Source organism: Agrobacterium vitis (assembly GCF_037039395.1).
In the GTDB taxonomy this organism is placed as follows: Bacteria; Pseudomonadota; Alphaproteobacteria; order Rhizobiales; family Rhizobiaceae; genus Allorhizobium; species Allorhizobium vitis_E.
In genome coordinates, this window is sequence record NZ_CP146242.1 from 627,870 (window position 1) to 651,835 (window position 23,966).

General features: G+C 57.3%; 27 protein-coding genes. 13 read left to right on the forward strand and 14 right to left on the reverse strand.

The window, feature by feature from the left end; translation table 11 throughout:
* The first annotated feature begins 203 nt into the window (after positions 1-203).
* Complete coding sequence (locus tag V6582_RS05520; protein WP_156631555.1) at positions 204-728, forward strand: AAA family ATPase; 525 nt, start codon at positions 204-206, stop codon at positions 726-728.
* A gap of 60 nt (positions 729-788) precedes the next feature.
* Here V6582_RS05520 and V6582_RS05525 read toward each other — a convergent pair whose 3' ends face one another.
* From V6582_RS05525 to V6582_RS05545, 5 genes are all read right to left on the reverse strand, one after another.
* A complete protein-coding gene (locus V6582_RS05525) occupies positions 789-1,181 on the reverse strand; it encodes a response regulator (RefSeq protein WP_156631556.1) in 393 nt (130 codons plus the stop codon).
* Positions 1,182-1,455: 274 nt separating this feature from the next.
* Complete coding sequence (locus tag V6582_RS05530; RefSeq protein WP_156631557.1) at positions 1,456-2,508, reverse strand: sensor histidine kinase; 1,053 nt, start codon at positions 2,506-2,508, stop codon at positions 1,456-1,458.
* A 245-nt stretch (positions 2,509-2,753) separates the two neighbouring features.
* Complete coding sequence (locus V6582_RS05535; RefSeq protein ID WP_156631558.1) at positions 2,754-3,104, reverse strand: Imm40 family immunity protein; 351 nt, start codon at positions 3,102-3,104, stop codon at positions 2,754-2,756.
* Between the two features lie 161 nt (positions 3,105-3,265).
* Entirely contained in the window at positions 3,266-3,763 is a 498-nt protein-coding gene (locus V6582_RS05540) for a DUF2199 domain-containing protein (protein WP_156631559.1), read from the reverse strand.
* A gap of 256 nt (positions 3,764-4,019) precedes the next feature.
* The gene (locus tag V6582_RS05545) at positions 4,020-4,442 is read right to left on the reverse strand and encodes an organic hydroperoxide resistance protein (protein WP_156631560.1); all 423 of its coding nucleotides are present in this window, start codon (positions 4,440-4,442) and stop codon (positions 4,020-4,022) included.
* A 200-nt stretch (positions 4,443-4,642) separates the two neighbouring features.
* Here V6582_RS05545 and V6582_RS05550 point away from each other — a divergent pair, with 200 nt between their 5' ends.
* Complete coding sequence (locus V6582_RS05550) at positions 4,643-5,131, forward strand: MarR family winged helix-turn-helix transcriptional regulator (RefSeq protein ID WP_156631561.1); 489 nt, start codon at positions 4,643-4,645, stop codon at positions 5,129-5,131.
* Between the two features lie 451 nt (positions 5,132-5,582).
* On the opposite strand, the gene V6582_RS05555 is transcribed toward V6582_RS05550, so the two are convergent.
* Entirely contained in the window at positions 5,583-6,296 is a 714-nt protein-coding gene (locus tag V6582_RS05555) for a L,D-transpeptidase (protein ID WP_041696321.1), read from the reverse strand.
* A gap of 193 nt (positions 6,297-6,489) precedes the next feature.
* On the reverse strand, positions 6,490-7,323 hold the full coding sequence (locus V6582_RS05560) for a L,D-transpeptidase (protein ID WP_071202761.1): 834 nt from the start codon (positions 7,321-7,323) through the stop codon (positions 6,490-6,492).
* Positions 7,324-7,531: 208 nt separating this feature from the next.
* On the opposite strand from V6582_RS05560, the gene V6582_RS05565 reads away from it, so the two are divergent.
* The 4 genes from V6582_RS05565 (at position 7,532) to V6582_RS05580 (ending at position 10,654) form a co-directional block, all read left to right on the forward strand.
* Entirely contained in the window at positions 7,532-8,113 is a 582-nt protein-coding gene (locus V6582_RS05565) for a hypothetical protein (RefSeq protein WP_156631562.1), read from the forward strand.
* A gap of 58 nt (positions 8,114-8,171) precedes the next feature.
* Complete coding sequence (locus V6582_RS05570; RefSeq protein ID WP_156631563.1) at positions 8,172-8,816, forward strand: hypothetical protein; 645 nt, start codon at positions 8,172-8,174, stop codon at positions 8,814-8,816.
* A gap of 79 nt (positions 8,817-8,895) precedes the next feature.
* A complete protein-coding gene (locus V6582_RS05575; protein WP_156631564.1) occupies positions 8,896-9,786 on the forward strand; it encodes a thermonuclease family protein in 891 nt (296 codons plus the stop codon).
* A gap of 235 nt (positions 9,787-10,021) precedes the next feature.
* Entirely contained in the window at positions 10,022-10,654 is a 633-nt protein-coding gene (locus V6582_RS05580; RefSeq protein WP_337739229.1) for an NAD(P)H-dependent oxidoreductase, read from the forward strand.
* Positions 10,655-10,669: 15 nt separating this feature from the next.
* On the opposite strand, the gene V6582_RS05585 is transcribed toward V6582_RS05580, so the two are convergent.
* Both V6582_RS05585 and V6582_RS05590 read right to left on the reverse strand, forming a co-directional pair.
* Positions 10,670-11,692 (reverse strand): hypothetical protein, encoded by a 1,023-nt coding sequence (locus V6582_RS05585; protein WP_156631566.1) that lies wholly within the window; start codon positions 11,690-11,692, stop codon positions 10,670-10,672.
* A gap of 63 nt (positions 11,693-11,755) precedes the next feature.
* The gene (locus V6582_RS05590) at positions 11,756-13,318 is read right to left on the reverse strand and encodes an MDR family MFS transporter (RefSeq protein ID WP_156631567.1); all 1,563 of its coding nucleotides are present in this window, start codon (positions 13,316-13,318) and stop codon (positions 11,756-11,758) included.
* A gap of 203 nt (positions 13,319-13,521) precedes the next feature.
* On the opposite strand from V6582_RS05590, the gene V6582_RS05595 reads away from it, so the two are divergent.
* Together V6582_RS05595 and ggt are read left to right on the forward strand one after the other, a co-directional pair.
* Positions 13,522-14,106, forward strand: a complete 585-nt coding sequence (locus tag V6582_RS05595) for a MarR family winged helix-turn-helix transcriptional regulator (protein WP_234889649.1) — start codon at positions 13,522-13,524, stop codon at positions 14,104-14,106.
* Positions 14,107-14,422: 316 nt separating this feature from the next.
* A complete protein-coding gene (gene ggt, locus V6582_RS05600; protein ID WP_420360181.1) occupies positions 14,423-16,126 on the forward strand; it encodes a gamma-glutamyltransferase in 1,704 nt (567 codons plus the stop codon).
* Between the two features lie 37 nt (positions 16,127-16,163).
* Here ggt and V6582_RS05605 read toward each other — a convergent pair whose 3' ends face one another.
* Entirely contained in the window at positions 16,164-16,688 is a 525-nt protein-coding gene (locus V6582_RS05605; RefSeq protein ID WP_156631568.1) for a DUF2087 domain-containing protein, read from the reverse strand.
* Positions 16,689-16,980: 292 nt separating this feature from the next.
* Here V6582_RS05605 and V6582_RS05610 point away from each other — a divergent pair, with 292 nt between their 5' ends.
* The 4 genes from V6582_RS05610 to V6582_RS05625 all read left to right on the forward strand — a co-directional run bounded on the left by V6582_RS05610 (position 16,981) and on the right by V6582_RS05625 (position 20,762).
* Positions 16,981-17,634, forward strand: a complete 654-nt coding sequence (locus tag V6582_RS05610; RefSeq protein WP_156631569.1) for a glutathione S-transferase family protein — start codon at positions 16,981-16,983, stop codon at positions 17,632-17,634.
* 3 nt (positions 17,635-17,637) lie between these two features.
* Entirely contained in the window at positions 17,638-18,039 is a 402-nt protein-coding gene (locus tag V6582_RS05615) for a GNAT family N-acetyltransferase (RefSeq protein ID WP_156631570.1), read from the forward strand.
* A gap of 218 nt (positions 18,040-18,257) precedes the next feature.
* A complete protein-coding gene (locus V6582_RS05620) occupies positions 18,258-19,931 on the forward strand; it encodes a phosphoethanolamine transferase (protein ID WP_156631571.1) in 1,674 nt (557 codons plus the stop codon).
* Between the two features lie 201 nt (positions 19,932-20,132).
* Positions 20,133-20,762 carry a hypothetical protein gene (locus V6582_RS05625; RefSeq protein ID WP_156631572.1) on the forward strand — a complete coding sequence of 210 codons (630 nt, stop codon included), beginning with the start codon at positions 20,133-20,135 and terminating at the stop codon, positions 20,760-20,762.
* Positions 20,763-20,904: 142 nt separating this feature from the next.
* Here V6582_RS05625 and V6582_RS05630 read toward each other — a convergent pair whose 3' ends face one another.
* From V6582_RS05630 to V6582_RS05645, 4 genes are all read right to left on the reverse strand, one after another.
* Positions 20,905-21,210: a hypothetical protein gene (locus V6582_RS05630; protein ID WP_156631573.1), complete on the reverse strand. Its 306-nt coding sequence runs from the start codon at positions 21,208-21,210 to the stop codon at positions 20,905-20,907.
* A gap of 718 nt (positions 21,211-21,928) precedes the next feature.
* Complete coding sequence (locus V6582_RS05635) at positions 21,929-22,141, reverse strand: hypothetical protein (RefSeq protein ID WP_234889650.1); 213 nt, start codon at positions 22,139-22,141, stop codon at positions 21,929-21,931.
* A gap of 38 nt (positions 22,142-22,179) precedes the next feature.
* Entirely contained in the window at positions 22,180-22,590 is a 411-nt protein-coding gene (locus tag V6582_RS05640) for a hypothetical protein (RefSeq protein WP_041696866.1), read from the reverse strand.
* A 151-nt stretch (positions 22,591-22,741) separates the two neighbouring features.
* Positions 22,742-23,356 carry a helix-turn-helix domain-containing protein gene (locus V6582_RS05645; RefSeq protein WP_156631575.1) on the reverse strand — a complete coding sequence of 205 codons (615 nt, stop codon included), beginning with the start codon at positions 23,354-23,356 and terminating at the stop codon, positions 22,742-22,744.
* 141 nt (positions 23,357-23,497) lie between these two features.
* Between V6582_RS05645 and V6582_RS05650 the strand changes: the two genes are divergently transcribed.
* Positions 23,498-23,818, forward strand: a complete 321-nt coding sequence (locus tag V6582_RS05650; RefSeq protein ID WP_156631576.1) for a helix-turn-helix domain-containing protein — start codon at positions 23,498-23,500, stop codon at positions 23,816-23,818.
* Positions 23,819-23,966: the final 148 nt, after the last annotated feature.

Sequence of the window (23,966 nt, forward strand, 5' to 3'; positions counted from 1 at the left end):
AAACATCTCAAGCCTATGACGCATTTGAGATGTTTTCGATTTTTCAAGTCTAGGATGCGTGAGCATGTCAGAGACTTGGTATAAATTGCACAACCTGATGTGCCAGCCCTGGCTTGTATGAAACTGAACCCAGGCGGCGGCCGGGCGATGTTTCAAAACAATCACCACCATCGCGCCGCACGGATGAACGAAGGGATGCAAACATGGGCCTGCGCAATATTCTGATCGAAGGCGTGTCCGGAACCGGCAAGACCTCCGTTGCTACCGAATTGCAGCGGCGCGGCTACCATGTCATCCATGGTGATCGTGAGCTTGCCTACCAGGGCGACCCGGAAACGGGCGAACCGCTGGATGCGTCCACACTGGCGCAGGGTCTTGCGGATGTAGCCTTCGGGCACAGGCACCATATTTGGGATGTTAACAAGGTCAAAGCGCTGATCGCCGACCACAGCCAACCGATCTCTTTCTTCTGCGGCGGCTCCCGCAATTTTCCCCGGTTTATTGCGCTTTTTGACGGGGTGTTCGTTCTCGAGGTCGATCAACACACCCTGAAAAACCGGCTGGCCAGCAGACCCGAGGACGAGTTCGGCGGAAAACCAGCCGAACGGGATCTGATTATCCGGCTGCATGCGACGAGGGAAGATATTCCCGCGAATGCAACGATTATTGATGCGACGGTGCCGGTCGAGGCGGTCGTTGAGGCGATTTTGCTGGGGCTAAACAGCTAGAATCTGTCAGGGAAAAGGGGAATCCGGTTTTCCAGAAAAGACAGACTCTGGAGAAAAGCTTCAGGTGGTACGGGCGTGTGGTTCCTCGCTCAAAAGCAGCTGTGCCATTGCCTCGGTAATGGTGAATTCGTCATAGGGCTTTGAGAAGAAGCGGCTTCCGGCAGGCAGTATGCTCTTCTCGAGAATGGCGGCACCGGATGCAACGATCAGCTTCACCAATGGCCACCGAGCTCGGATGTAGTGGGACAATTTGATACCGTCCATCGTCCCCGGCATCTGAACATCGGTGAACACGAGACTGATGCCGTCCCGTGATTCGAGGACGCGGATTGCCTCGTCGGCGTCGCCAGCCTCCAGCGCTTCGTAGCCTGCCGACAGGACAAGATCGATGGCACCCATTCGGATCATCGGACTGTCTTCCACGACCAGGACAACCGGTCTGCTGTTCTTCATTGTTCACTCGATCTATGAGGCTGAAGTCCGTCAGGTTCAGATTGAACCACACAGACGCTCGCTTTTCTTTGTTTTCGTTTGTCATTCGGGAAAACCGGTTTCCCCTTTTCCCTGGCAAACTCAATAGCGCCGCGCGTTTTATAAAACGCACAAAGGACGCTGTAACACCTTAAATCTGCTGCATAATTTTCTCCTTAAATCCACGCCGATTTCAGGAATTATGCAGTAGCCACGACGCTGCGGCCTTTTAGCATTCGGGGAGAGCAGTTTGTTGCTATGCGGCTGACGAAACGCCGGCCCGGGGGGCCGAGGTTTCCTGATGATTGATTGCGACAACCGTCCCTGGCTCCGCACTGCTCACCGTAATCTCAGCGTTCAGGTTCTTCACCAGCGCCTCTACGATACCAGTCCCTAATCCCGCTTTGGGTGCATCGTTCCCTACGGACATCCCGATTCCGTCGTCGGTAATGGTAAGCGCCCAGTCCTTGCCCGACGACCGATAGTCGATGGAAATCGTCCCGGCTCGCCCATCGTTAAAGGCATGCTTGAGGGCATTGATCACAAGTTCGGTTACGACGAGCCCCAGACTTATCGATACGTCCGCATCCACGGTGCTACTATCGACCGTCACCTGGATCGATAGCCTCTCGGGATCGGCGATCATCGATGCGCCGAGGCTTTGGCAAAGATGCGTGAAGTAGGCATGCAGTTCAACGTTGCCGCCAGGGGATGCGGAAAGCTGTCGTTGCAGGGCCGCGATAGACATGATGCGGTGACGGGCATCGTGAAGATGTCCGCGTGCCTCCTCCGACTGAACGCGACGTGCGCTCTGCATCAGGACGCTGGCGATGATTTGCAAACTGTTGGCCACCCTATGCTGGACCTCCTGCAACAGGATGGCCTTGTCGCGAACCAGATCGTCTTTCAGGCGCGCTTCGGCGCGCATGTCGGTCACATCGGTTATGGCCAGAAGCAGGCGAATATGGTCGAGATCGCCGTCGTCGAGCGTTTGTGCATTGACAACCAACCGCCGCGTTTTCTGGTTTGGGCGCTTCAGATCGATTTCGTAGGCATCAACGTTTGCACTGCCGGTGGCGGTCGCCGTCAACAATGACTGAAGCCCGGGCATCGCCCATTCCCCGTTTCCAAGCTCGCGAAGGCGCTTGCCAGGGACGGATGCGGGATCGATCTCAAAGGCTCGGCAGAACGATGTGCTTGCTGCAATTAGACTGAGGTCATTAGACAAGAACAGTAGCGGTTCGTGGGAAGACATCACCACGGCAAGCGTGCTTGCCGCTTCGAAACGGACTGTCGGTATTTGTGGCATAAAACAGGCCCTCTATGGCCGAAGACTTGCGGAGCAAGCCATGACTCGGCAGGGAGCGTCGGAATCGATGAGATCAATTCCAACAGTGTCACTATAACACGCCAGACGCGTGGTTGTTGCATCAAATCGCCCAACTTGAGCGCAACACTGTCAAAGCGCCCGGGCCAAGCGCGCCTTTCAGCTATGCAACATCGGCTGGTCCTTTGATAGGAGCCACGCTGCTCGAGGCATGGTGTGGCCGTGTGTCAGGCATTGGCCTGTTGCGGACATGCATCACTGGTTACAATCACGAAGTAGGCATCATTGTCAGGATAAGCCCTCACATAGCTGCTTGCTTTCAAAGCGCTGGCTGATACCGCGTCACTGTCGATACACGGGGTTGAAGGTTCGAAGAACCAGTTTGCATAAGTGTCACAAAAGCTCTTGTCGGGTCCGCTCAGAACGTCTCCGCCCAGAATGACAATGTCGGCGTCCCGCAGCTCGCCAATCGCATTGAGAACCTGCTCTTTGGTGAGAGCCCAGTTACGACGTTCCGGTCCCAGCCAGACCCCAACCGCCAGTATTCGATCTGCTTTATCGGACCAGATGATCTGCACGCTGTTTCTCCTGGCGAACCTAACCCAAGTCTACAATGGCTGTAGCCAATTTATCAGTACCCGGACTTGGCAGAGCTTGTGAAGCAGCCGGCCTGCCTGTGGCCCAAAGCAATTACCGCCCTACTTCCCTGCTGACTATTCCTTACTTTGACTACCATTTTTCATTTGTGCATGTAGGCAGCATAGATCTCAGCGACACGCTCGATGCTCATTCCGTTCCGCTGCTCAACAGCAAGGGGATGATTGCTTGGTTCCAGCACAATACTGGGCCTGACGCTATTATTCCTGAGATGAACTTCTACCGCCAAGTTTATCGTGTCCGGGTAAATCGAGAGCTGCGACGATAGCCAACCGAAGTAGGGACCATATATATCGCGCGCTGACGTTTCGTAGAGATCCGAAAACTCGGCGAAACTCTTGTTGCTCAGCGACACCCAAACGCCCCAGGCAAAGGGTTCCGAACTCCCCTGTACAGGTATCTCGATAAGTCCACGTGCGAAGAAATATTCGCCATCTATGACGCACAGATCGGTGGTCAACTCACACCGCGCACTGCGTTGCTCTTCAGGCATTCCAAGGTAATAACATGGCGCGTCGACGGAAAAGCTCGGCATGCCTTCATGCCATTCGTCACAAGCTGGACACTTAAAACGAAACATGCCGTCTCCACCCCTTAATTCGCCTGCACACGCCGACCTTTTAAGCAAGGGATAATGTCCCTGCCGTAGTTGTCCAGTGTTTTCAACCCTCCCGTCAACTTCGAAAGACACTTGCTTTTGCTGAACCGTGAGGACTAAGCACGCACCTTCGAGGCCCGCTTCTGGCGTAAAGTTGACATCAAGGAACACACCCCTCAAAAAACGACAAAAGGCCGGTCCCGCCAGACCGGCCTTTCGCCTATCCTTAACCCCGGCCTCAGGCCAGCGTAGCGGATACTTCCGTTGCTGTGCGCATGGCGTGGCTGTAGGGGCAGACGATGTGGGCGGCGGCGACGAGTTTTTCGCCGGTTTCGCGGTCGATGCCTGGCAGGTCGACGCTGATGGAAACTTCGATGCCGAAGCCGGTGCCGTCTTCGCGAGGGCCGATGCCAACCATGGCGGTGACCTTGGCGTCTTCAGGCACCTTCACCTTCTGCTGGCCAGCGGCAAACTTCAGCGCGCCGAGGAAGCAGGCGGAATATCCGGCAGCAAACAGCTGTTCGGGATTGGTGCCAGTGGCGCCATTGCCGCCCAGTTCCTTCGGCGTCGTCAGCGTTACATCCAGAACGCCGTTTTCGCTGACGGCGCGGCCTTCGCGACCACCGGTTGCAGATGCCTTGGTTGTGTAGAGAATAGCCATGAGAGTCTCTCCTTTTTGAAAGCTGGGCGTTTTGGTTGGTTGAAGGCCGGAATATCTGTGCCAGCCGCTGCGTCTGCATTGTCAGTATCACGCAATTCAATTGTACACAATTGTTTTTTGCGCATTGCATTTTTATGACAAGGCTGGGAGAATGAGCACGTCCGGCCCTAGAAGGTCAGGAACTCCAAAGGACACGTGACATGGACAAGACGGATCTGGTGCTGGATAAGCAGCTTTGCTTTGCGCTTTACGGCGCATCGCTGGCGCTGACGCGCACTTACAAGCCGCTGCTGGAGCCACTGGGCCTGACCTATCCCCAATATCTTGTGATGATGGTGCTGTGGGAAACCGACCATCTGGGGGTCAAGGCGCTGGGTGAGCGGCTGGGGCTGGACAGCGGCACGCTATCGCCGCTTTTGAAGCGGCTGGAACAGACTGGCTACGTCACCCGCCAACGGGAAAGCCAGGATGAGCGGCAGGTGACCGTCTCACTCACCCCCACAGGCGCGGCCCTCCAGGAAAAGGCCCTGGACGTGATGGCGGCCATCGGCTCTGCCACCGGCTGTAGCCTGGAAGAAATCGCTACGCTGCGTGATCAATTGCAGGATTTGCGCGGCAAGCTGAATGCGGGAGGTGGACAGGGAAAAGCGGAACCCGGCTCTCCCGAAGAAACAAACGAAAACAAGTAAAAATAGAGTCGGGCTGGTTCAATATCAGAGTATACGACGCAACTTGATGAATTGGCTTCGCCCCCCCTCATCCCCCTGCCGGGGACTTCTCCCCGCTGGGGAGAAGAGGTCAACTCGACAGCACTGAGCCTGAGGCTGCGGGCAAAGGAGTTTAGCGGCTTTTGCTGCGCATATCATACCAAAGCTCTGACATGATCACGCATCCTCACCTGACAAGACTTTCGAATATCTCAAATGCATCAAAGGCTTGAGATATTCGAAAAAGGCATACCAACGGTCATTTTCAATGACTCTTGGTATGAGGCGCAAGAGGTTGCCGCAGGCCTCTTCTCCCCATCGGGGAGAAGGTGGTGGCAGAGGCAAGAGGGGGCGGCAAAGCCGAGAGATGTTTACGTCGTGTCCTGTCTGGTTCAATCGCAACCAGACAGACTCTGACAGACTCTGTTGATCCCTATTGCAGAACGATGATCCGCGCCTTGTTCGGCACGCGATCATAAAGGTCGATAATATCCTGGTTCATCAACCGCACACAGCCCGACGACATCGCCTTGCCGATGGAGTTCCATTCCGGCGAACCATGCAGGCGGTAGAGCGTGTCCTGACCGTTCTGGAAGATATATAGAGCGCGCGCGCCCAGCGGGTTCATCAGGCCCGGCGCCATGCCGCCATTGGCGGAGGAATATTTGGCTAGCTGCGGCTGACGGGCAACCATTTCATCCGGCGGCGTCCATTTTGGCCATTTCTGACGCCATTGGATCACGCCTTCGCCCTGCCAGGCAAAGCCCTCGCGGCCGATGCCGACGCCGTAGCGCATGGCGGTGCCGCCCTGTTCCACCAGATAGAGGAAGCGGTTGGGCGTATCGACCACGATGGAGCCCGCCGGATAGCCGGTCGGATCGCTGACCCGCTGGCGATAATAGCGCGGCGGAATCTGCTGATAGGGAATGGCCGGAATGACGAAGCCGCCATCGACCACTTCGCCATACATGGCGTCCAGTTCCGGCGTGGATGGGGCCATGGGTCCAGTAGGCTGCACCATTCCGCCCAGCGATCCCTGTTCATAGACCGGAGGGCGATAGGAAGAGGCGCAACTGGACAGAAGCGCTGCCGCTCCAAGGCCGGAAAAAGAGAGAAAGGCACGGCGGGAAAAATCGGGGCTTGTCATATACGGTGGTACATCCTGCTGGTCAGCAGCGCACAAACGCACGCTGTACGGTTTTGTTCCGCAAGATCCTATCTACAGCGATTTACCCGAATTTCACCGCCAATAGCGCACACGCATGTTCACATTTGCGCCATTGCGTGTCGTTCAGGCAACAGGCCGATAGGCTGACCCACGACCGTGGCGGCCCAAAGCCTTACATAACGACGATCTCTGCCTTGTCCCGCACGCGGGAATAAAGGTCAATCACATCCTGATTGAACATGCGCACGCAACCGGACGACACGGCCTTGCCGACGGATTGCCAATCGGGCGTGCCATGGATGCGGTAGAGCGTGTCGCGGCCATTCTGGAAGATATACAGCGCGCGCGCGCCGAGCGGATTGCGCAGGCCCGGCTCCAGCCCGCCTTGCGCGGCGGCAAACTGGCGCATGTCGGGCTGGCGCTCGACCATGTCGTCGCTCGGGGTCCAGCGCGGCCATGTCTTCTTGAACTGGATAACGCCCCTACCCTGCCAGGCAAAACCCTGCTTGCCAAGGCCAACGCCATAGCGCATCGCCCGGCCATTGGCCTCAACCAGATAGAGATAATGCGCCTTGGTATCGACCACGATGGTGCCGGGCCGTTCCGTGGTCGGATAATCAACCTCCTGCCGCAGGAAGCGCTTGTCCACCCGGTCGAGCGGAATGGCAGTCAGCGTATGGCCGTCATCGCTCATCTGCCCATAAATTGCCTTCTGCATCGGCGTCGCAAACGGCGAAACATAGGGCTCGGCTGCTGGCATCCCGTAGGTCTGGTGGAAAGGCGTCTTGAACAGGCCGAGGAATTTATTGGGCTTTTCCGTCGGCGGCGCGGCCATCGGCTGGTTCCAGGTCGGCGCGGTCTGGGCCGCAAACACTTCCGTATTCATCCGCTGCGTATCCGTCACGAAATAGCAGCCGCCAAGCACAGACAGCGACAGGCAGCCAAGCCCTGCCAACAGGGCGCGAGCGACACGGGAAAACGGGCGGACAAAAACAGTAGACGACATTGCGCAACCTGGCCTGGTTCGAGATTGCCACAAGAGTGACAGACGCGGCTGGCGCGAAGCTGGTGAAGGGGTGAGCTTTGAGCAAATCGAAAATGATGAGGCCGCCGCCCCAATCACCATGGAGAAACATCAATATGCAATCAAAGATAGAACGTTACACGCAAGTTTTGATTGATAATTCGATTAAAAATTAAAGCCGGAGGTCGAGTTGAGCACAACGATTCCATCCACCACCACGACATCGTCCAGCACCGTTTATCAAACGAAGCAGACGCCGAAGCTGCCAGACGATTTTTACGAAACCGAATACACAACGCTGGAAGATCTTCCCGCAGAAGCAAGCACGGAGACTGAAACATCGGAGGACTTCGATGCTAACCTCTGGGGGGTATTACATATTGGCGGCCAAACGGTGAGAATCGGCGCATCCGGTGGGGTTGCATACTCGGTCAATCCGGAAGCCGAAGACTTTCTCGGAGAAGGCAAAGGCTTCGATCTCGACTGGGACAATCTTGACACTCCTGAAGAAATTGCCGACGCCATCATGTCCAAATACGGCGGCAAACTCACAGCAAGCTCTGTCGAAAGCGGCGACAAGAGCCTGACCAGCGAACTGATGAGCAAGATGTTCAGCAACGATGCGCTGGTGGATCGGATGTTGATGACCAGTTCCGGCGAAAGCCTGGAAGAGGGCTTGCTGCCCTCAGACGAAGAGGCGAATGGGGCGCAAGCGAGTGCCTCGGCCTCCTCAGCCACCAGCACACCGCAAGCGCAATCCACAGCCGCCTGATCGAGCGCCGCATTGCGGCACCGGGGTTTTTCATTTCCATGCTCATAGGAGGGGTCACTTGAGCACTACAATTACACCCGGCATAGCGTATGCCTACGGCTATTCCTCCACCAAGGCTGCGGAGGCCGATACCGAGTTTATGGCGAGTTTGCCTGACGATAGCCAGCCCAAGACCGCCTTGCAGGTGGAAATGGAACAGGTGTGGGCGGAGGCTGCGGCGGAGCAGTCCAAGATTGAAGCCGAGAGCAAGCCTGCAACAATCTATTCAAAGATGGAAATCAGCATCGGAACGGTTACCATCTACAATGAGGGCGCCTGGATGTTTACTCCTTATAAACAAGGAGAAGGAAGTGCCGATGTCATGGAACAGTTTAGAAACAGTATCGACTGGGACAATCTCGACACGCCGGAAGAACGCACCGCTGCCATTATAGCGGAATATAGCGGCAAGCTCACCGCAGACGATTTCGAAAGCGGTGAAAAGAGCCTTAAGACCGAGCTGATGAGCAGGATGTTCAGCAGTGATGCCTTGGTCAACAGGATGTTCCTGACCGATACCGGCGAGAATATTCAGGACGATTTGGCCGAGACGGATGAAGATACGGCCACGGATCAAGGCTCGGATACCGCATCGTCTCCGGCCACCACCGCGGCGGCGGCCAGCGAATTATTGGCGGTGCAGGGGCTAGCCGCAGCCGTCTGATCGGCCTCCTCTGTCTCACCCATGACACAGATCTGCGGTTTGCTGCTCCCCAACCATTGATGGCAACGGAGGACCGCCCATGGCCTTGCAGAATTATCGCTACGTTCCCGGCACGATCATCATCATCGGCAAGCAGCCGGATGGCGATTCCGTGCGGTTTCGCCCGGATGATGAAAGCCTGCTTGCCGATATCTACCGCGCCCATCTGCTGCGACCCGCCAAGGATGGCAGCCATCAACTGCGGCTGGAAGGGATCGATACGCCCGAAACCCATTACGAGAGCAAGGCACAGCCGCGCGGCGGGGTGGCGCGGGATTATCTGTTGCGCGATCTGATCGCCTTTTCCTCCTTTTCGCTGTCGAAAGAAACCGTCACCGCCGCCGAGCCGCAAACCATCCAGGCCGGCATTCTGACGGCCTCCGCCGATGTTCATGGGCGGCCGATCTGCTATCTGACGTTTGACGGCAATCCGTTTTCCTCCGGCGATACCGGCGCGATTTCAACCAAGACCCTGGAGGCCAGCGCCAATTTCCGGTTGATTTCCAGCGGCATGGCCTATCCCATGCTCTATAGTTCCGCGCCGGTGGACCAACGCGAGACCATTGCACAGGCCGCAAGGCAGGCGCGGGATGCGGGCCTCGGCGTCTGGGCGGTGGACAAGACGGAACGGTTTGCCCTCACCGACCTCACCGATCTTGGCTGGGCGAGCGGCAGCAAACCGGGCGAGGAAGAGGAAGACGGCACCGGCAAGGCCCAACTGATCTTTCCGAAACTCTTCCGCCGTGGTTGCGATTTTCTCAAATCCGGTGAGACCGATCTGGTCGAGTGGCTGGCGAAGACGACAAGCGAAAACGACAAGGTGATTATCGATAACCGAACGGAAGTGCCGCTCTCGCAATTGCTGCGCCGGGAAAACGATCGCTACCGTTTCGATGCCGACCTGACACAGGCGGTGTTCGTCGAAAAGTAGCTTCGCTACACCATGGAAAATGCCCGGTAATCCCTACTGCATAATTCTTTAAACCGGAATCGGTTTAAAGAGAAAATTATGCAGCAGATATAAGAGCTACAGCGAACCTTTGTGCGCCATATATGGCGCATGGCGCTGTAGAGGGTGAACGCTGTATTCATCATCCCGCCGGTTGCGGATGGCCGCTTGCCCGCCTACATCGGGCAGGCAATTCTCCTCCCATAAGGATAGTATCGTGCTGCTTGATAAATTGAACTGGCGTTATGCCGCCAAGAAAATGGACCCGTCGAAAACTGTTGCCGAAGACAAGGTCGAGCGTATTGTCGAGGCGGCCCGGCTGGCGCCGACCTCCAGCGGCTTGCAGCCGTTTTCCGTGCTTATCGTAACCAACAAGGAAATCCGCGAGCGGATCAAGCCGATCGCCTGGAACCAGGGCCAGATCACCGATTGCTCGCATCTGCTGGTGTTTGCCGCCTGGGACAATTACACGGCAGAGCGGATTAACACCATGTTCGATCTCACCAATGCCGAGCGCAATTTCACCAATGAAGGCTGGGAAAACTATCGCAAGATGTTGCTGGGCACCTATCCGCCGCGCGATCCCCATGTGAATTTCGAACATGCCGCCCGCCAGGCCTATATCGCGCTGGGGCTGGCCCTGACGGCTGCCGCCTTCGAAGAGGTTGATTCAACGCCGATGGAAGGTTTCGACCCGGCAGCGCTGGACGAAATCCTCGATCTGCGCGCCAAGGGCCTGCGCTCCGTCGCCATCCTGCCGCTGGGCTATCGTCAGCCGGACGGCGACTGGCTGGTCAACCTGAAGAAAGTCCGCCGCGCCCGCGAGGATTTTGTCATCGAGGTGAAGTGAGAACTTTGCTCTTCATCAGTCCCGGCAATCGGCCAGCGCCGTCACCGGCGCATTGACGATCAGCACCCCGAACGAGGGATAGAGCCGGCTGAGAACCGCCGTCATTTCGGGACTGACCACCCAGACCTCCCGGCCCTCGCCACTGCATTGCGCATGGCGGGGGCCAAGGGCGGCTTCCAGCGATTGTTCCGTCTTGCGAAAACCGAACAGATCGTTTTCACCGGCGTAAAGAAACAGGCTGGACGGCTTGCCAAACCTGGAAACGATGCAAAGGCGCAGGCTGGCAGAAAACGTGCCGATGCCGCCAAGCTGCTGCTGCGGTTTGGCGATATCCAGTTGCGCCGAGCAATTGTCTGGCCTTTCAACGGCGACTTCGCCATAAGGCTTCAGCCAGACCTCCATGGCATCCGCATCACTCCATGGCGGCGGTTCGATCTTCAGCCGGGCGAGCAATGCCGTCAATGCCACCTTGTCCAACAGCGCATTGGGCGGCGCGGAATTGATCTTGCAATTGGCATCCGGAGGGGCGGACGCAAACAATGTCAGTTGCGCGGTGGCTTCCGTATCGTAGACATCGACCCGCAAGGCCAGCGAACGGTCCTTATGAACCGCCCAATAGGCTTGAATGTCATCGCTACAGGCGGGATCGGATGGGCCGAAGGTTTGATCGAGCTTCTGGCGAAAACCATCCACTGCCGCCTTGCCGGTAAAGCGCATGTCGATCAGCGTGCCGCGCACCTCGTCATGAACGACTGGCAGGACATAACCCAGGCCCGGCACATTGCCGGTCAACTGGTGCAGGATGGCGGTTTCTTCCGGCGGGGAGACCAGACCGGCGAAATGCCCGGCCAAAACCGCTTCATCTCCCAACGCCTTTTCCAGATCGCCGACCTTCTCGACGATCCGTGCAGCATCCCGGTCGTCCAGAAAGCCGGGATCGCGGGCGGTGAAAGGCTCTTCCGCCATGGTGGAGGCAGCAAACAGGCCAGACAAGGCAGCAGCCGCAAGGGCGAAAATTATGCGGTGTACCGGGACCATGCTCGCTATGCTACCAAAGAGTGCTTTGCTCTCTAGTAGCATAGCACCCTTATACCGGGCAAATCACTCCGCCACGGCCTCCACCGGTTTCGGGGCTCCGCCGGTCGGCAGCCGCACATTCTTCAGGCAGCAGGACGCGATGAAGCCGCAGCCGATAATCAGCGCCATGCTGATGAATACCGGTCCGAACGCATGGGCATAGGTGGCGGAGACGGCAGCGCGGGCTGCCGGGTCCAGCGCCGCCATGGCCGCCGGTGTCAGGCTTTCGATATTGCCGACGCCGGGGATTTCTGCGCCGCCGGTCATGAAGGCGGACAGCACCGCGCCATAGATGGAAATGGCGATGGAGGCGCCGCCCATGCGGGTCAGCGTCACCGTGCCGGTAGCAGCCCCGACATCCTTTTGGGCCACGGCATTCTGCACGCCAATCACCGGGATCTGCTGGCCGATACCGACGCTGATACCATGCATCAACATCAGGGCACCGATCACCGCAATCGGCGTGCCAACCGGCAATTGGCTGAACAGGGTAAAGGCAATGCAGCTGCCCGCGCCGCCAATCACCCCGAAGATCTTGTAGCGGCCTGTCGAGGAAATCAGCCGTCCGCTGCTGAGCGAACCGATGGCGATGCCGCCGGTGACCGCGATGAACAGCAGACCGGCCAGCGTCGGCGACAGCCCGGTGGTGGTTTGCAGGTAGAGCGCGACATAGTTGACCGAGCCGATACCGACGGCACCGCTGGCCAGCGATATGATCCATAGCAGCCGGGCGGTGGGATTGCGCATCAGGCTCGGCGGCACCATCGGTTCCGCGGCCCGCTTTTCCACCTGCACGAACAGCACGGCGCAGACCAGGCCGAAGGCAACGACGCCGAGGCTTCCCGGTGCCACCAGTGAACCGAAAATCTGGCCGCTATCGGCCCAGAACACCACGCTGGTCACAGCACAGGCCAGCAGCAGCGCACCGGCATAATCGATTTTCGGACGGCGATGTGGCTTGCGATAGGGCAGATAGAGGCCAAGACCGATCAGCACCAGAATGCCGATGGGCAGGTTGACGAGAAAGATCGACCGCCAGCCGAACAGGTCGCTCATCGTGCCGCCCAGGGTGGGGCCAATAGCGCCAGAGGCCATCAGCACCAGGCTGGAATAGCTCTGGTAACGGGCCCGCACCCGCGGCTCGAACAGGTCGGCATTGATGGAAAAGATCGACACCATGATGCCGCCGCCGCCAAGCCCTTGCAGCACCCGCGCCGCAATCAGCGTGTTCATCGATACCGCCGAGCCGCAGATCAGCGAGCCGACGGTGAAAATCGCGATGGCCGTCATCATTACATATTTGCGGCCGAACAGATCCCCCAGCTTGCCATAGAGCGGCATGACCGCGCTGGTGGCCAGAAGATAGGCGGACCCCACCCAGCCAAACCGCTCCAGCTGGCCGAACTCGCCGACGATCGTTGGCAATGCCGTGGACACGATCTGATTGTCCAGCGTCGCCATGAACAGCGCCGTCATCAGGAACAGAAACAGCATCATCCGCAGGCGCGGGTCCGGCACCAGCGACTGAAACGGCGGCGGCGCCACCGTCTTGGGAGCGGCGGCCGGATCGGACAGGGCAGTATCCATGCAGAAATCTCTTTGTTTACAAGGCTGGAGGAGCTGGGAGAGCTCTGTGGGCTAGCGCTTGATAGTCTGGATGAGCGAAGGACACGACGTTCACTGCCCTTGTCATATATATGATAAAAGCATATATTGCATTTTATTGTCAATCTGCACATATATGACAAAAGCACATATTTTCGTGAACTCCCAGCTGCACTGGCTTGCGCATGACCACACCTCAAAACCGCGCCGAACATCTATCCGCCCCGGGCGCAGATCTCGCCGATCTACACACAACTGCGGGCGTCGAAACGGCGCTGGACGGCATTTCGCAGACCATGGCCCGGTTGCGCATGATGATGGGGCGCCGCTTCATGTCGCGCATTGCGCTCAGCCGGATGAGCGAGGGCCACGGCATGGAGCTTTCCCATTTCGATGTGGTGAAAGTCGTTTCCCATGCCGCGCGTGGTCAGGAAGTAACCGTCGGGGTGATTGCCGAGCAGATGCGCATCGATCCATCGCGGGCAAGCCGTGTCGTGGCCGATCTCGTCCGGCGCGGCGCCCTACGGCGCGAGGCCTCACAGGCCGATGCGCGGCGCACCATCGTAACCCTGACGCCGACCGGAGAAGAATTGCTGCATCATTTTGAGGCCGTGCGCCGCGAGGTGATCGGCCAGACGGTGGAAGACTGGAGCGCCGACGACATCGTCACATTCGAAACCCTGTTCGACCGCTTCATCTGTGGGCTGGAATGCCGGGGAACGATGCTGGCCAAAGAGGCCGCAGACCGAGAAGGTGGAGATAAGGTTTAATACGAAGGGGCGCTTTCCAGTCACACCTCAGATTGCCGCCGGTTTTGCACGACATCGGGTGCGCATGAAACGATGGAGCGGAAAATCGGTTTGATCTTGCCGCTGCCGTGGTTGCAAGATCCGTTATGGGTGATACCTTTCGACCTCGCCGGATGACCGTATTCTCTTTCGGCCAATGATTGTCCCGGAAAAGGGAAATCCGATTTTTCCGAAAAGACAAACGAAAACCTGTTGTGCTCCAGAGGTCGTTTTCATGATTATGTTCCGCTCCAGATCCTTGTTGTTCCCATCATCGAGCCTGTTGACAGCGCTGGCAATGGTGCTTGCGCCGATGACATCGCTTCATGCCGCCTCGCCTGCTCCGGTCGAAGGCCGCAATGGCATGGTGGTCACGGCCCAGCATCTGGCCACCGATATCGGCGTTACGGTGCTGAAATCCGGCGGCAATGCCGTCGATGCCGCCGTGGCCGTAGGATACGCGCTGGCAGTGACCTATCCGACCGCCGGCAATATCGGCGGTGGTGGTTTCATGACCATTCGCCTCAAAGATGGCCGCACCGATTTCATCGATTTCCGTGAAAAAGCACCGCTGGCCGCCAAAAAAGACATGTATCTCGACGACAAGGGCGAGATCGTGCCGCGCGCCAGCCTGGATGGCTATCTGGCTGTCGGCGTGCCCGGCACCGTCAAGGGACTGGAACTGGCGCGGGAAAAATACGGCGCCAAGGACCGCGCCGACCTGCTTGCCCCGGCGATTGCGCTGGCCCGAGACGGGTTCACGCTCAACCAGGGCGATGCCGCCATTCTGGCCGGTGGCGCCAAGCGGCTGGCAAAAGACCCGGCAGCGGCAAAAATCTTCCTGAAAGCCGATGGCGCGCCCTATGCTGCGGGCGAGGTACTGAAACAGCCGGATCTGGCCAATGTGCTGGCCAGCATTGCCGAAAAAGGCCCTGACGCCTTCTATAAGGGCATGCCCGCCCAAGCGATTGCCAAGGCCAGCGCCGCTGGCAAGGGCATCTTGACCGCTGCGGATTTCGAGACCTACGCGGTGCGCGAGCTAAAGCCGGTCGAATGCGATTATCGCGGCTACCATATCATCTCCTCTCCGCCGCCATCATCGGGCGGGGTGATCATCTGCGAAATCCTCAACATTCTGGAGGCCTATCCACTGGCCGAGCAGGGCTATGGCGCAGCCACCACCGTGCATCAGATGGTTGAGGCGATGCGTTATGCCTATGTCGACCGCAATGCGGCGCTGGGCGATCCTGATTTCGTCAACAATCCGCTACCGAAAATGCTGGACAAGGCCTATGCCGCCGAGATCCGCGCCAAGATCACTCCTGATAAAGCCGGTCAATCCGCCAATCTGAAACCGTTCGGGGGCAAGGAAAGCACCGAGACCACGCAATATTCAATCATCGACGGTGACGGCAACGCGGTCTCCGTCACCTATACGCTGAACGGCTCGTTCGGCGCGGGCGTGGTCGCGCCCGGCACCGGTATTCTCCTCAACAACGAGATGGACGATTTCACCTCCAAGCCGGGGGTCGCCAATCTCTACGGACTGGTGCAGGGCGAGGCCAATGCGATTGCCCCGAAGAAAACGCCGCTCTCCTCCATGAGCCCAACCATCGTTACCAAGGATGGCAAGCCGTTCATGGTGATCGGCAGCCCCGGCGGCTCGCGCATCATCACCATCACGCTGGAAGCGATCCTCAATGTGGTGGATTTCGGCATGGACATTTCCGCCGCCGTCAACGCACCGCGCATTCACCATCAATGGCAGCCGGACAAGATCTATTACGAGCCCTACGCACTATCGCCCGATACGCTGCAAAAGCTCAAGGACATGGGCTATACGCTCGATGGCGGCAATGACGGCCCGGTCTGGGGCCAGGCCGCCGGCATTCTGGTTGGAGGCAAGAGCGTCTCTGACATTGCCAAGGCCGCAGACAAGGCATCCGGCTATTTCGGCGCCATCGACAGCCGAGCTGTCGCCGGTTCCGCCAAGGGTTATTGACGGGGCTTGCCGACGAAGACGGTGGCCTGGGCCGCCGTCACAGTTCGATCAAGGCCAGAGCATTCGGCGGCGGGCGGCTTTCCACCCGCCGGTAGAGGCGGCAATCCACCGTACGCGACAACAACCTGTTGTTGACCATTTCCCGGCGCAGCAGGACATGATCGCCAAAGCCGTTCAGGCTTTTGAGCAACGCATTGACCTGCGTTTCCGGCATGTCCCTATCGGCGGGAAAGGCCGCCCAGAGCTTCCACAGGCTCAGCCGCTGATGGCTGGTTTTGGATGGCCAGCGGATCAGCACGCCTTTGCTATCGAAGCAGCGCGCGACGGCCTCGACAAGCCGGTAATCAACCGGCGGATCGGCGGCCTTTGGCAAAGCCAGTCTTGCCTGGGCCGCACGCGAAGCTTTCCAGTGCTGGAAATTGGCGTGGCCTGAAGCACGGGCGAGCATATTGAGAAGCTCGACATGGCCGGGTGCGCCCTCATGCTTTTGAAGTTCGCGGCCAAGACGGCGGGCGAGATCGGAAATATCTGCGATTTCATAAGAGTAAGTCAGACGCGACATCGCTTTATCCTTCGATAGATGCGCCCATACCATGCCGGTAGCCACCGTCCTGCCAGCGGGCGCAATAAAGCGTGCCGTGGATCTACAGCGCCGTGCGCCATATATGGCGCACAAAGGTTCGCAGTAGGTATGATGCAGGTTTAGCTCTCCTTTCCAGGAGCGGTAGCGTCTGGGTGAACTGCGGACCCTGTTAAGAGTGATAGAAGCAAATTGTTTTCAGTGTCAATCCCGTGCTTCCCAAGGCTGCATTTCAAGGATAGCCTCACCTCCAAATCACCCTTGGGAGACACCGATGTTGAAAGTCTATGGCTGCTATAAATCCCGTGCCACGCGCGTCATATGGCTTGCGGAAGAGTTGGAACTGGCCTTCGATCATATCCCGGTCTTACAGGCGGTGAAGCTGGATAATCCGTTGGCGCCGGATGCGCCGATCAATACGCAGTCGCCAGCCTTCCTGGCCATCAATCCGTTCGGTGCGATCCCGGCAATCGAGGATGACGGGTTGGTTCTGTTCGAATCGCTCGCCATCACCCTTTATCTTGCCAAGCAATATGGCGGCGAGATCGGTCCGAGGGATCTGGAGGAAGATGCGCTGATGATGCAGTGGTCGCTATTTGCTGCCACCGAGATCGAAGGCAATGCGCTGAAAATCTCCCGGATCTCCATGGATGGCCGGTTGGAGAGCGAGGCCGGTCAATCGGAAGCCGCAGCCGCCGCCCGGTTGTTGAAACGGCCGATGGCCGTGCTGGAAAAGCATTTCTCGGCCAAGGAATTCGCCGTTTCCGACCGTTTCACGGTGGCTGACATCAATCTTGCCGAAATCGTTCGCTACGCCCAGCCTTACACGCCGGTGATGGACGCCTATCCAAGTGTCAGTGCCTGGCTTGGCCGCTGCCAGAGCCGTCCCGCCTTCAAGGCTATGTGGGAAAGACGGGCAGCAGAATAACCGATGCACCCAGCTCTGACGCTGAGCCTGGCACCGCTGGCGCGCGAAGACCGCGCCCGCGTCCTGCATCTATCCTTGCCGCCGGATCAGCAGATCTTTGCCGGCTCCATCGAAAAAGTTGTCGACGATAACGATCAAACGGTGGATTTTCACATCGGCAGTGTCAGTGATGAACCTGTCTGCTTCTTCAAGATCGACCGGGACTATAATGCCCGCCTCTCCGGTGTTGATTTGGCGGAACACGGTTTTCAGCCCGGCGATCTCGGCCTGCGGGCGCTGATCGTCGGCAGCCAATTTCAGGGGACAGGCTATGGCACGGCAGCCATGGCCGCCCTGCCCGCCTATCTCGCCCGCCATTATCCGGCCAAACCTATCTCGGCGGCAAGGCCGGGCCGCAGATCCTGATGCGGCTGGAGCTCTGATCGGTCCGATAACGCTCTCCAGCAGGTAGAGTATCCTACAGCCCTAAAAACAATCTGAAATTGCTTTTATCGCCAATACATTCTGTGGAAAGGTCTGTTTTTCGCGCCTGAATTTGTCTTTTAGCATATTCCGATATTCAGCTTGCTGTCAGGACTACGTGCCATGCGACCGACATAAAACGGTCATGTGGAGGACGTTGCTTGAATTATCGTGCCGGAAAAACCAGCATCTTCAGGTTCAGACCGCAGATTGGCAGCGTGACGCTGTGCATCCTGACCACGGCCTATCTGCTGGCGGTGACCAACACCACATTCTGGATCAAGGCGCATGGCTATCTGGCCGATACCTCGCCACTGGCCTTCGGCCTGTTTGCGCTCGGCATTTCCGCCATGTGCCTGGCGATCCTCACGCTGTTCTCGGCAAAATACCTGGTAAAGCCGGTGCTGATTTTCCTGGTGATCACCGCCTCGCTATCGTCCTGGTTTACCGACCAGTTCGGCACGATCATCGATCGTGAAATGATCCGCAATGCGGCGGTTTCGACCGGGGCGGAGACCGCCCATCTGCTCACGCCCCGTTTTCTGATGCATGTGGTTCTGACCGGTGTTTTGCCCTCGTTACTGATCGTCTGGCTGCGGGTCCGCCACCGGCCTTTTCTCAGCAAAGTTGCCCACAATGCTGGCGTCATTATCGCCTGTGTCGCGCTGTTTGCCGCCGCCGCCTTCAGCGATTACCGAACCTTTGCAGGCGTCGGGCGCGCCCATAACGATATTCTCGACCGGCTGAACCCGTTCCTGCCGATTGCCAATGCGGTGCGCTATACCATCGACGCCAACCGGGACCGGAATATCGTGGCAGCGCCAATCGGCACCGACGCCCACCGGATCAATACCGCCGCCATCACCAAGCCGCGCGTCACGGTTATCGTTGCCGGGGAAACCGCCCGGGCGGCGAATTTCTCGCTGGGCGGCTATCCGCGCGATACCAATCCGCAACTGAAAGCCCGGGGCGTTACCTATTTCAGCAACACCACCAGTTGCGGCACGGCAACCGCCGTCTCCATCCCCTGCATGTTCTCCGACCTGACTCGGGCGAGCTATAGCCACCGCAAGGCCGCCGAGCGGCAAAACCTGCTGGATGTATTGGGCTATGCCAAGGTCGCCGTGACCTGGCTGGACAATGACACCGGCCATTACAATGTCGCCGACCGGGTGCCCTATACGTTTCTGCCGCCGTCCGCCGATCCGCGCTTTTGCAAGGATGGCGAATGTCTGGATGGTATCCTGACTGACAAGCTGAACGGCTGGCTGGACGGGATCAAGGGCGACAGCGTGCTGGTGCTGCATCAGCTGGGCAGCCACGGGCCTGCCTATTACGCCCGCTATCCCGAGGAATTTCGCAGGTTCCAGCCGGATTGCCGCGCCAATGATTTTGGCAAATGCAGCCCGCAGGAAATCCGCAATGCCTATGACAACAGCATTCTCTACACCGACCATATCGTTGCCGAGGTAATCGACGCGCTGAAACAGCGGTCCGCCACGCTGGCAGGCGCCGTCGTCTATCTGTCCGACCATGGTGAGTCGCTCGGCGAAAATGGCATCTACCTGCACGGCATGCCCTATATGGTGGCGCCAACCGAACAGACCCATGTGCCGCTGCTGTTCTGGCTGGCCGACGATCTCGCCCAGGATGGTGGCTATGACCGGGCCTGTCTGGCAAAGACCACAGCCGAACCGCGCTCCCACGACAATCTGTTCCACAGCGTGCTTGGCCTGATGGATGTGGCGACCAAAGTCTATAATCCCGCGCTCGACGTGTTTTCCGGCTGCCGGCGCGCACCGGGAACGGTGGCCGCGGCTGAGCCGGTCAGGTAACCGACACCAAAGTCTGTGCTCTCAACTATTCGTGTCCGCTCCTTGAAAGAGCAGCGGCAGCGGTCAGATCTGTTAGGATATGGCGACAGGTTCCGTACGTGAGTACCGGAAGCGCAGAAATTGCCATTTGCAGACGGCCAGCGGCGATTATTGGACGGACTGTTAGGATATGGCGACAGGTTTAACAGAAAGAGCAGCACCATGCTATGCATGACAATGGCACGATCGAAAACCACCCTTTCTCTTCTCGCAGGCGGGCTGCTGGCGCTGGGTATTGGCATGAGTGCAGAGGCGGCGGAAGCGCTGCGCATTCGCGGCACGGTCGAAAGCTTTGAGGGCAAGGTGCTGACGGTCAAAACACGCGAGGGCGAGACCGCGAAGATTGCCCTGAAGGAGGGCTGGAAAATCTCCAGCGTCGCCAAGGCTTCCGCCGATGCGATCAAGCCCGGCGATTTTGTCGGTATTGCCTCGGCTCCCAAATCGGATGGCGGCAACAATGCGCTGGAAGTGGTGATCTTTCCCGCAGCCATGAAGGGCACCGGCGAAGGCAGCCGCCCTTGGGATCTTCAGCCCGGCAGCACGATGACCAATGCCACCGTGGCAAACGCCGTCAAAGCCGTCGATGGTCCAACCCTGACCCTGACCTATAAGGGCGGCGAAAAGACCGTTTCCATTCCCGAGGGCACGCCCATCGTCACCTTCGCCCCCGCCGTCGAAGCCGACCTGAAGAGCGGCGCCACGGTGTTCGTGAATGCCGAAAAAGCCGAGGACGGCACAATCGCCTCAAGCCGCGTCGTGGTCGGCACCAAGGGTGTCGTGCCGCCGATGTAATATGATGAGCCCTTGAGGATCATCAGTGGTATTCTGTCTTCGAATATCTCAAATCCACCAAAGGTTTGAGATATTCGAAACTGTCAGAACGCAGGGATGCGGTCTGCATCTCAAGCCTTCGTATACGGTCAGGCTCCTATGCTTAATAGCAGCCCCAAGGCCCGCAGCGATGGTAGTAACGGTGCCGGTCGAGGCTCGCACCAATAACCGCGCCTCCGAGTACGCCAATTGCCGCACCGGCGGCCACATTGCTTTCAGCCTGCTTGGCCTGCATGCGATTGCTTTGATAGGTCGCGCCAACGCATTTCCGATAGCGCGCAGTCCCCGGCTTCAAGCCTTGCGCGCTACAGGTCATTTCCGCGCTATTGGCAGATTCCTGAGGCGTCTGGCATGAAACCAGACCTGACAAAATCACCAGACTAAAAAGCCCGTGCACAACTCTTCTCATCAACATCTGTCCCCTACTCTCTCCACAATTCTGGCCACAATCCTGGCAGAAACTGCGATTTGATCGCTGCTGCCGGTCACCGCTGCACCCCTGCAAGGTGATGCCGGATCATCCAGTGGCATGGGAGATAGAGGGAATCCATTAGCTCATGTGTTCTATTGGATTTACAACCGCGCCTCCTTTATGATCTCCGGCCAAAACCGGGCAAATGCCCGGCTTCGGCTCGTCTGCTCTACGAAGGTTCGCCGTAGCGCATCCTCATATTACACGCCCACATCAGGCACATCCTCCAGCCGGGTCCACACGGGAATGCCGCGTTCGTTGGCTGTTGTCTGACACCTGTATCTGGAAAATGCGGGAATATCCGGGATTATGTGGGAATGCACGGGAACGCCTTATTTTTCAGGCGGTTGGTGCGGATCGTGCGGCGAGACGGTTGGCACTATTTTGACAGCGTGGCACGATCATGATGCCCGTTCGGCAGCCATTTAGACCAAAAACAGGTATGGCCTCAAGTCGGCCCTCAAAGTGTCCTCAAAAGCGGTTTGAGCGCCTTCAAATCATTGAAATCTCAAGGCTGGAGGGATTGTCACGGTTTGCCGGTGCGCTGCCTGTATTCGACAGATTGTAGGCAAAAATCCAATTTAGATAATTTCACGCTGAAATTATCTCTGGTATTTATGATAAGATATTGAAAAATATACTTTTCTGCCGATTTTTATGAGGTCTTAGATAATTTCAATGGTGGCCGCTCAATGAGGCTTTTCCTCCAGTCGCCGGTAAAGCCAAATAGTGGGGCTTTGACCGGCTCTGAAAACCAGAAGTCAGTGAAGGCGGCTACATTTGGCGCACAGAACCAGTGTGCATCTCCGTTTGCGTCTACAGCCCACCATCGAGCAGCCTTTGGCGCCTGTTTCCAATCGATTTCCATACTTCTCATCCTCGTATCGTAGAGAGAGTAAGGCGACGTCAGTTTATACCATTCCTTTTGCACATAATCGCTATGCTTTGGCTAGGAATATCTCCTGGCGAACCACCCATGCCGATCACAGCGAAAACTCTCTTGTTGTACACATTAGTGGCTAATATGCCCTGATAAAGTACAAATCCAGTGTATCCACCAAAGCTATTTCGTGCATTTACCATCCCGCAAACATGGACCACATTTTTCCCGTCAATGGTTGCGCGTGCCTCTCCCAGTATGGCACTTAACGGGTCTTTTAGTTCGTTCCTTACAGCAATTTCGATGGCAGCGGCATCTTCTTTGTCGATAGCGTAAGGCCGGATCGGATAATTGGCTACGTACGCTGTAGATGAAGAGTCAACATTCTGACATCCAGCCAGAACGCCTAGTAGCACGAAAATTATCAAATTTTGCATTACAATGCCCCCTAATATAAAACTGCCCTATACCTATATTTGAAAAACCGTAATCAATTAATAAATGCATCATACTTAAAGCGGCAACCATTGATCTGTGGAGTAAATACACTCAAGACGATAGTTGCGATGTTGGCGCACCTTACAACCATTAAGCCAAACGTTTGCCGGTTCCTGGTTCCCGCTTTGCCTCCTGTAAACGCTCGCGCAATCGGTATTCGATAACAGGAAGAGCCAGAGTTATAGCATCCGGGTCGTTTATCCTCACCGTACGGGCTAAGTCATTCATTAAAATAGCAACTTCAACGACAACTTTTTCTGGCGCTATTGATATACCCAAGTCTCGATGAGTTGATGTAACTACCCTAGCGAGTCTCTCCATCAGGTCAGTATCTAGAAATGGTGCAGGATCTGAAGTGTGCGGCTTCGGTTGGCGTTCGAGGTTAGCCATTCCAGCAGAAAACCACTCGTTTGCCTGCTGATTCCACTCATCATTTGACATTCCATGAGGGTTTCCGGTTGCGTCCACGAGCCGGTTCAACGCCGTCGATAGGCCATCTTGCTCAGGGGAGCCAGTCCCACTGATTAGCCACTCAAGACTGATGTTTGCCACATCCGCAATCTGTTTGAGGTTGCTTGGCTTTGGATTGGTACCCTTCAACCAGTTCCCGAGCGTACGTCGTGGCACACCAATTTCCTGAGCAAGCTTGTTTAACCCTCCAAGCTTTTCAGCGGCCAAGCGAATTCTATCTGATAATTCAGTCATTTACGTGGACATGGCCAAAAGTGGCCATTTTGCATTTGATATAATGGCCATTTCTGGCTATACCTTTCTGTGTTCACAGATTACGCCACCCCAAAAAAGGAGGCCTGCCAGGGCCTCCTCATCTGGATCAAGGAATTACTTATGCATCGTGATCCTATCACCGGCAAGACCAGCCGTGCCGAGCGCAAACGCCTGGAAGAGATCGGCCGTATTAAAAGCAAGTTGATCGTCGCCAAGCTGACGCTCGCCAAGATCGATGAGAATTACAATCTCCCCAGCGGTACGGCTGGAAACGCCGTTCACGAACCACATCTGGCGGGTGAGCGCGCCATTGCCGCCGCCCTCAAGACACGTCCTCATATGCTCTGGCCCTCGCGCTATTTCGCAGATGGGCGGCGCTTGAGCCCTCAACCTGCTGAGAATTACCGCCATTCGCGTCGTAGCGACTCGATGGCTGCCTGAGATGTGGCGCGGACGGCACGCTGTTCTAGCCTTTAGCATCCGGGTTCTCACCGGCAGAACAGAAAGCTCCCCGTTTTCAGAAGCGCTCTCGTTCCGGCTGTCCAGTCCAGCTGTCCGCGCCACACACCAACAATCCCCGAAATTTCCG

Coding starts and splice junctions, on each gene's coding strand:
- V6582_RS05545 (WP_156631560.1), bottom strand. CDS start 4,442: ATGGCTATTCTCTACACAACCAAGGCATCTGCAACCGGTGGTCGCGAA.
- V6582_RS05610 (WP_156631569.1), top strand. CDS start 16,981: ATGTTGAAAGTCTATGGCTGCTATAAATCCCGTGCCACGCGCGTCATA.
- V6582_RS05650 (WP_156631576.1), top strand. CDS start 23,498: ATGCATCGTGATCCTATCACCGGCAAGACCAGCCGTGCCGAGCGCAAA.
- V6582_RS05530 (WP_156631557.1), bottom strand. CDS start 2,508: ATGCCACAAATACCGACAGTCCGTTTCGAAGCGGCAAGCACGCTTGCC.
- V6582_RS05625 (WP_156631572.1), top strand. CDS start 20,133: ATGCTATGCATGACAATGGCACGATCGAAAACCACCCTTTCTCTTCTC.
- V6582_RS05555 (WP_041696321.1), bottom strand. CDS start 6,296: ATGACAAGCCCCGATTTTTCCCGCCGTGCCTTTCTCTCTTTTTCCGGC.
- V6582_RS05630 (WP_156631573.1), bottom strand. CDS start 21,210: ATGAGAAGAGTTGTGCACGGGCTTTTTAGTCTGGTGATTTTGTCAGGT.
- V6582_RS05590 (WP_156631567.1), bottom strand. CDS start 13,318: ATGGATACTGCCCTGTCCGATCCGGCCGCCGCTCCCAAGACGGTGGCG.
- V6582_RS05525 (WP_156631556.1), bottom strand. CDS start 1,181: ATGAAGAACAGCAGACCGGTTGTCCTGGTCGTGGAAGACAGTCCGATG.
- V6582_RS05605 (WP_156631568.1), bottom strand. CDS start 16,688: ATGTCGCGTCTGACTTACTCTTATGAAATCGCAGATATTTCCGATCTC.
- V6582_RS05595 (WP_234889649.1), top strand. CDS start 13,522: ATGACCACACCTCAAAACCGCGCCGAACATCTATCCGCCCCGGGCGCA.
- V6582_RS05645 (WP_156631575.1), bottom strand. CDS start 23,356: ATGACTGAATTATCAGATAGAATTCGCTTGGCCGCTGAAAAGCTTGGA.
- V6582_RS05615 (WP_156631570.1), top strand. CDS start 17,638: ATGCACCCAGCTCTGACGCTGAGCCTGGCACCGCTGGCGCGCGAAGAC.
- V6582_RS05640 (WP_041696866.1), bottom strand. CDS start 22,590: ATGCAAAATTTGATAATTTTCGTGCTACTAGGCGTTCTGGCTGGATGT.
- V6582_RS05585 (WP_156631566.1), bottom strand. CDS start 11,692: ATGGTCCCGGTACACCGCATAATTTTCGCCCTTGCGGCTGCTGCCTTG.
- ggt (WP_420360181.1), top strand. CDS start 14,423: ATGGTGCTTGCGCCGATGACATCGCTTCATGCCGCCTCGCCTGCTCCG.
- V6582_RS05575 (WP_156631564.1), top strand. CDS start 8,896: ATGGCCTTGCAGAATTATCGCTACGTTCCCGGCACGATCATCATCATC.
- V6582_RS05540 (WP_156631559.1), bottom strand. CDS start 3,763: ATGTTTCGTTTTAAGTGTCCAGCTTGTGACGAATGGCATGAAGGCATG.
- V6582_RS05520 (WP_156631555.1), top strand. CDS start 204: ATGGGCCTGCGCAATATTCTGATCGAAGGCGTGTCCGGAACCGGCAAG.
- V6582_RS05635 (WP_234889650.1), bottom strand. CDS start 22,141: ATGGAAATCGATTGGAAACAGGCGCCAAAGGCTGCTCGATGGTGGGCT.
- V6582_RS05560 (WP_071202761.1), bottom strand. CDS start 7,323: ATGTCGTCTACTGTTTTTGTCCGCCCGTTTTCCCGTGTCGCTCGCGCC.
- V6582_RS05550 (WP_156631561.1), top strand. CDS start 4,643: ATGGACAAGACGGATCTGGTGCTGGATAAGCAGCTTTGCTTTGCGCTT.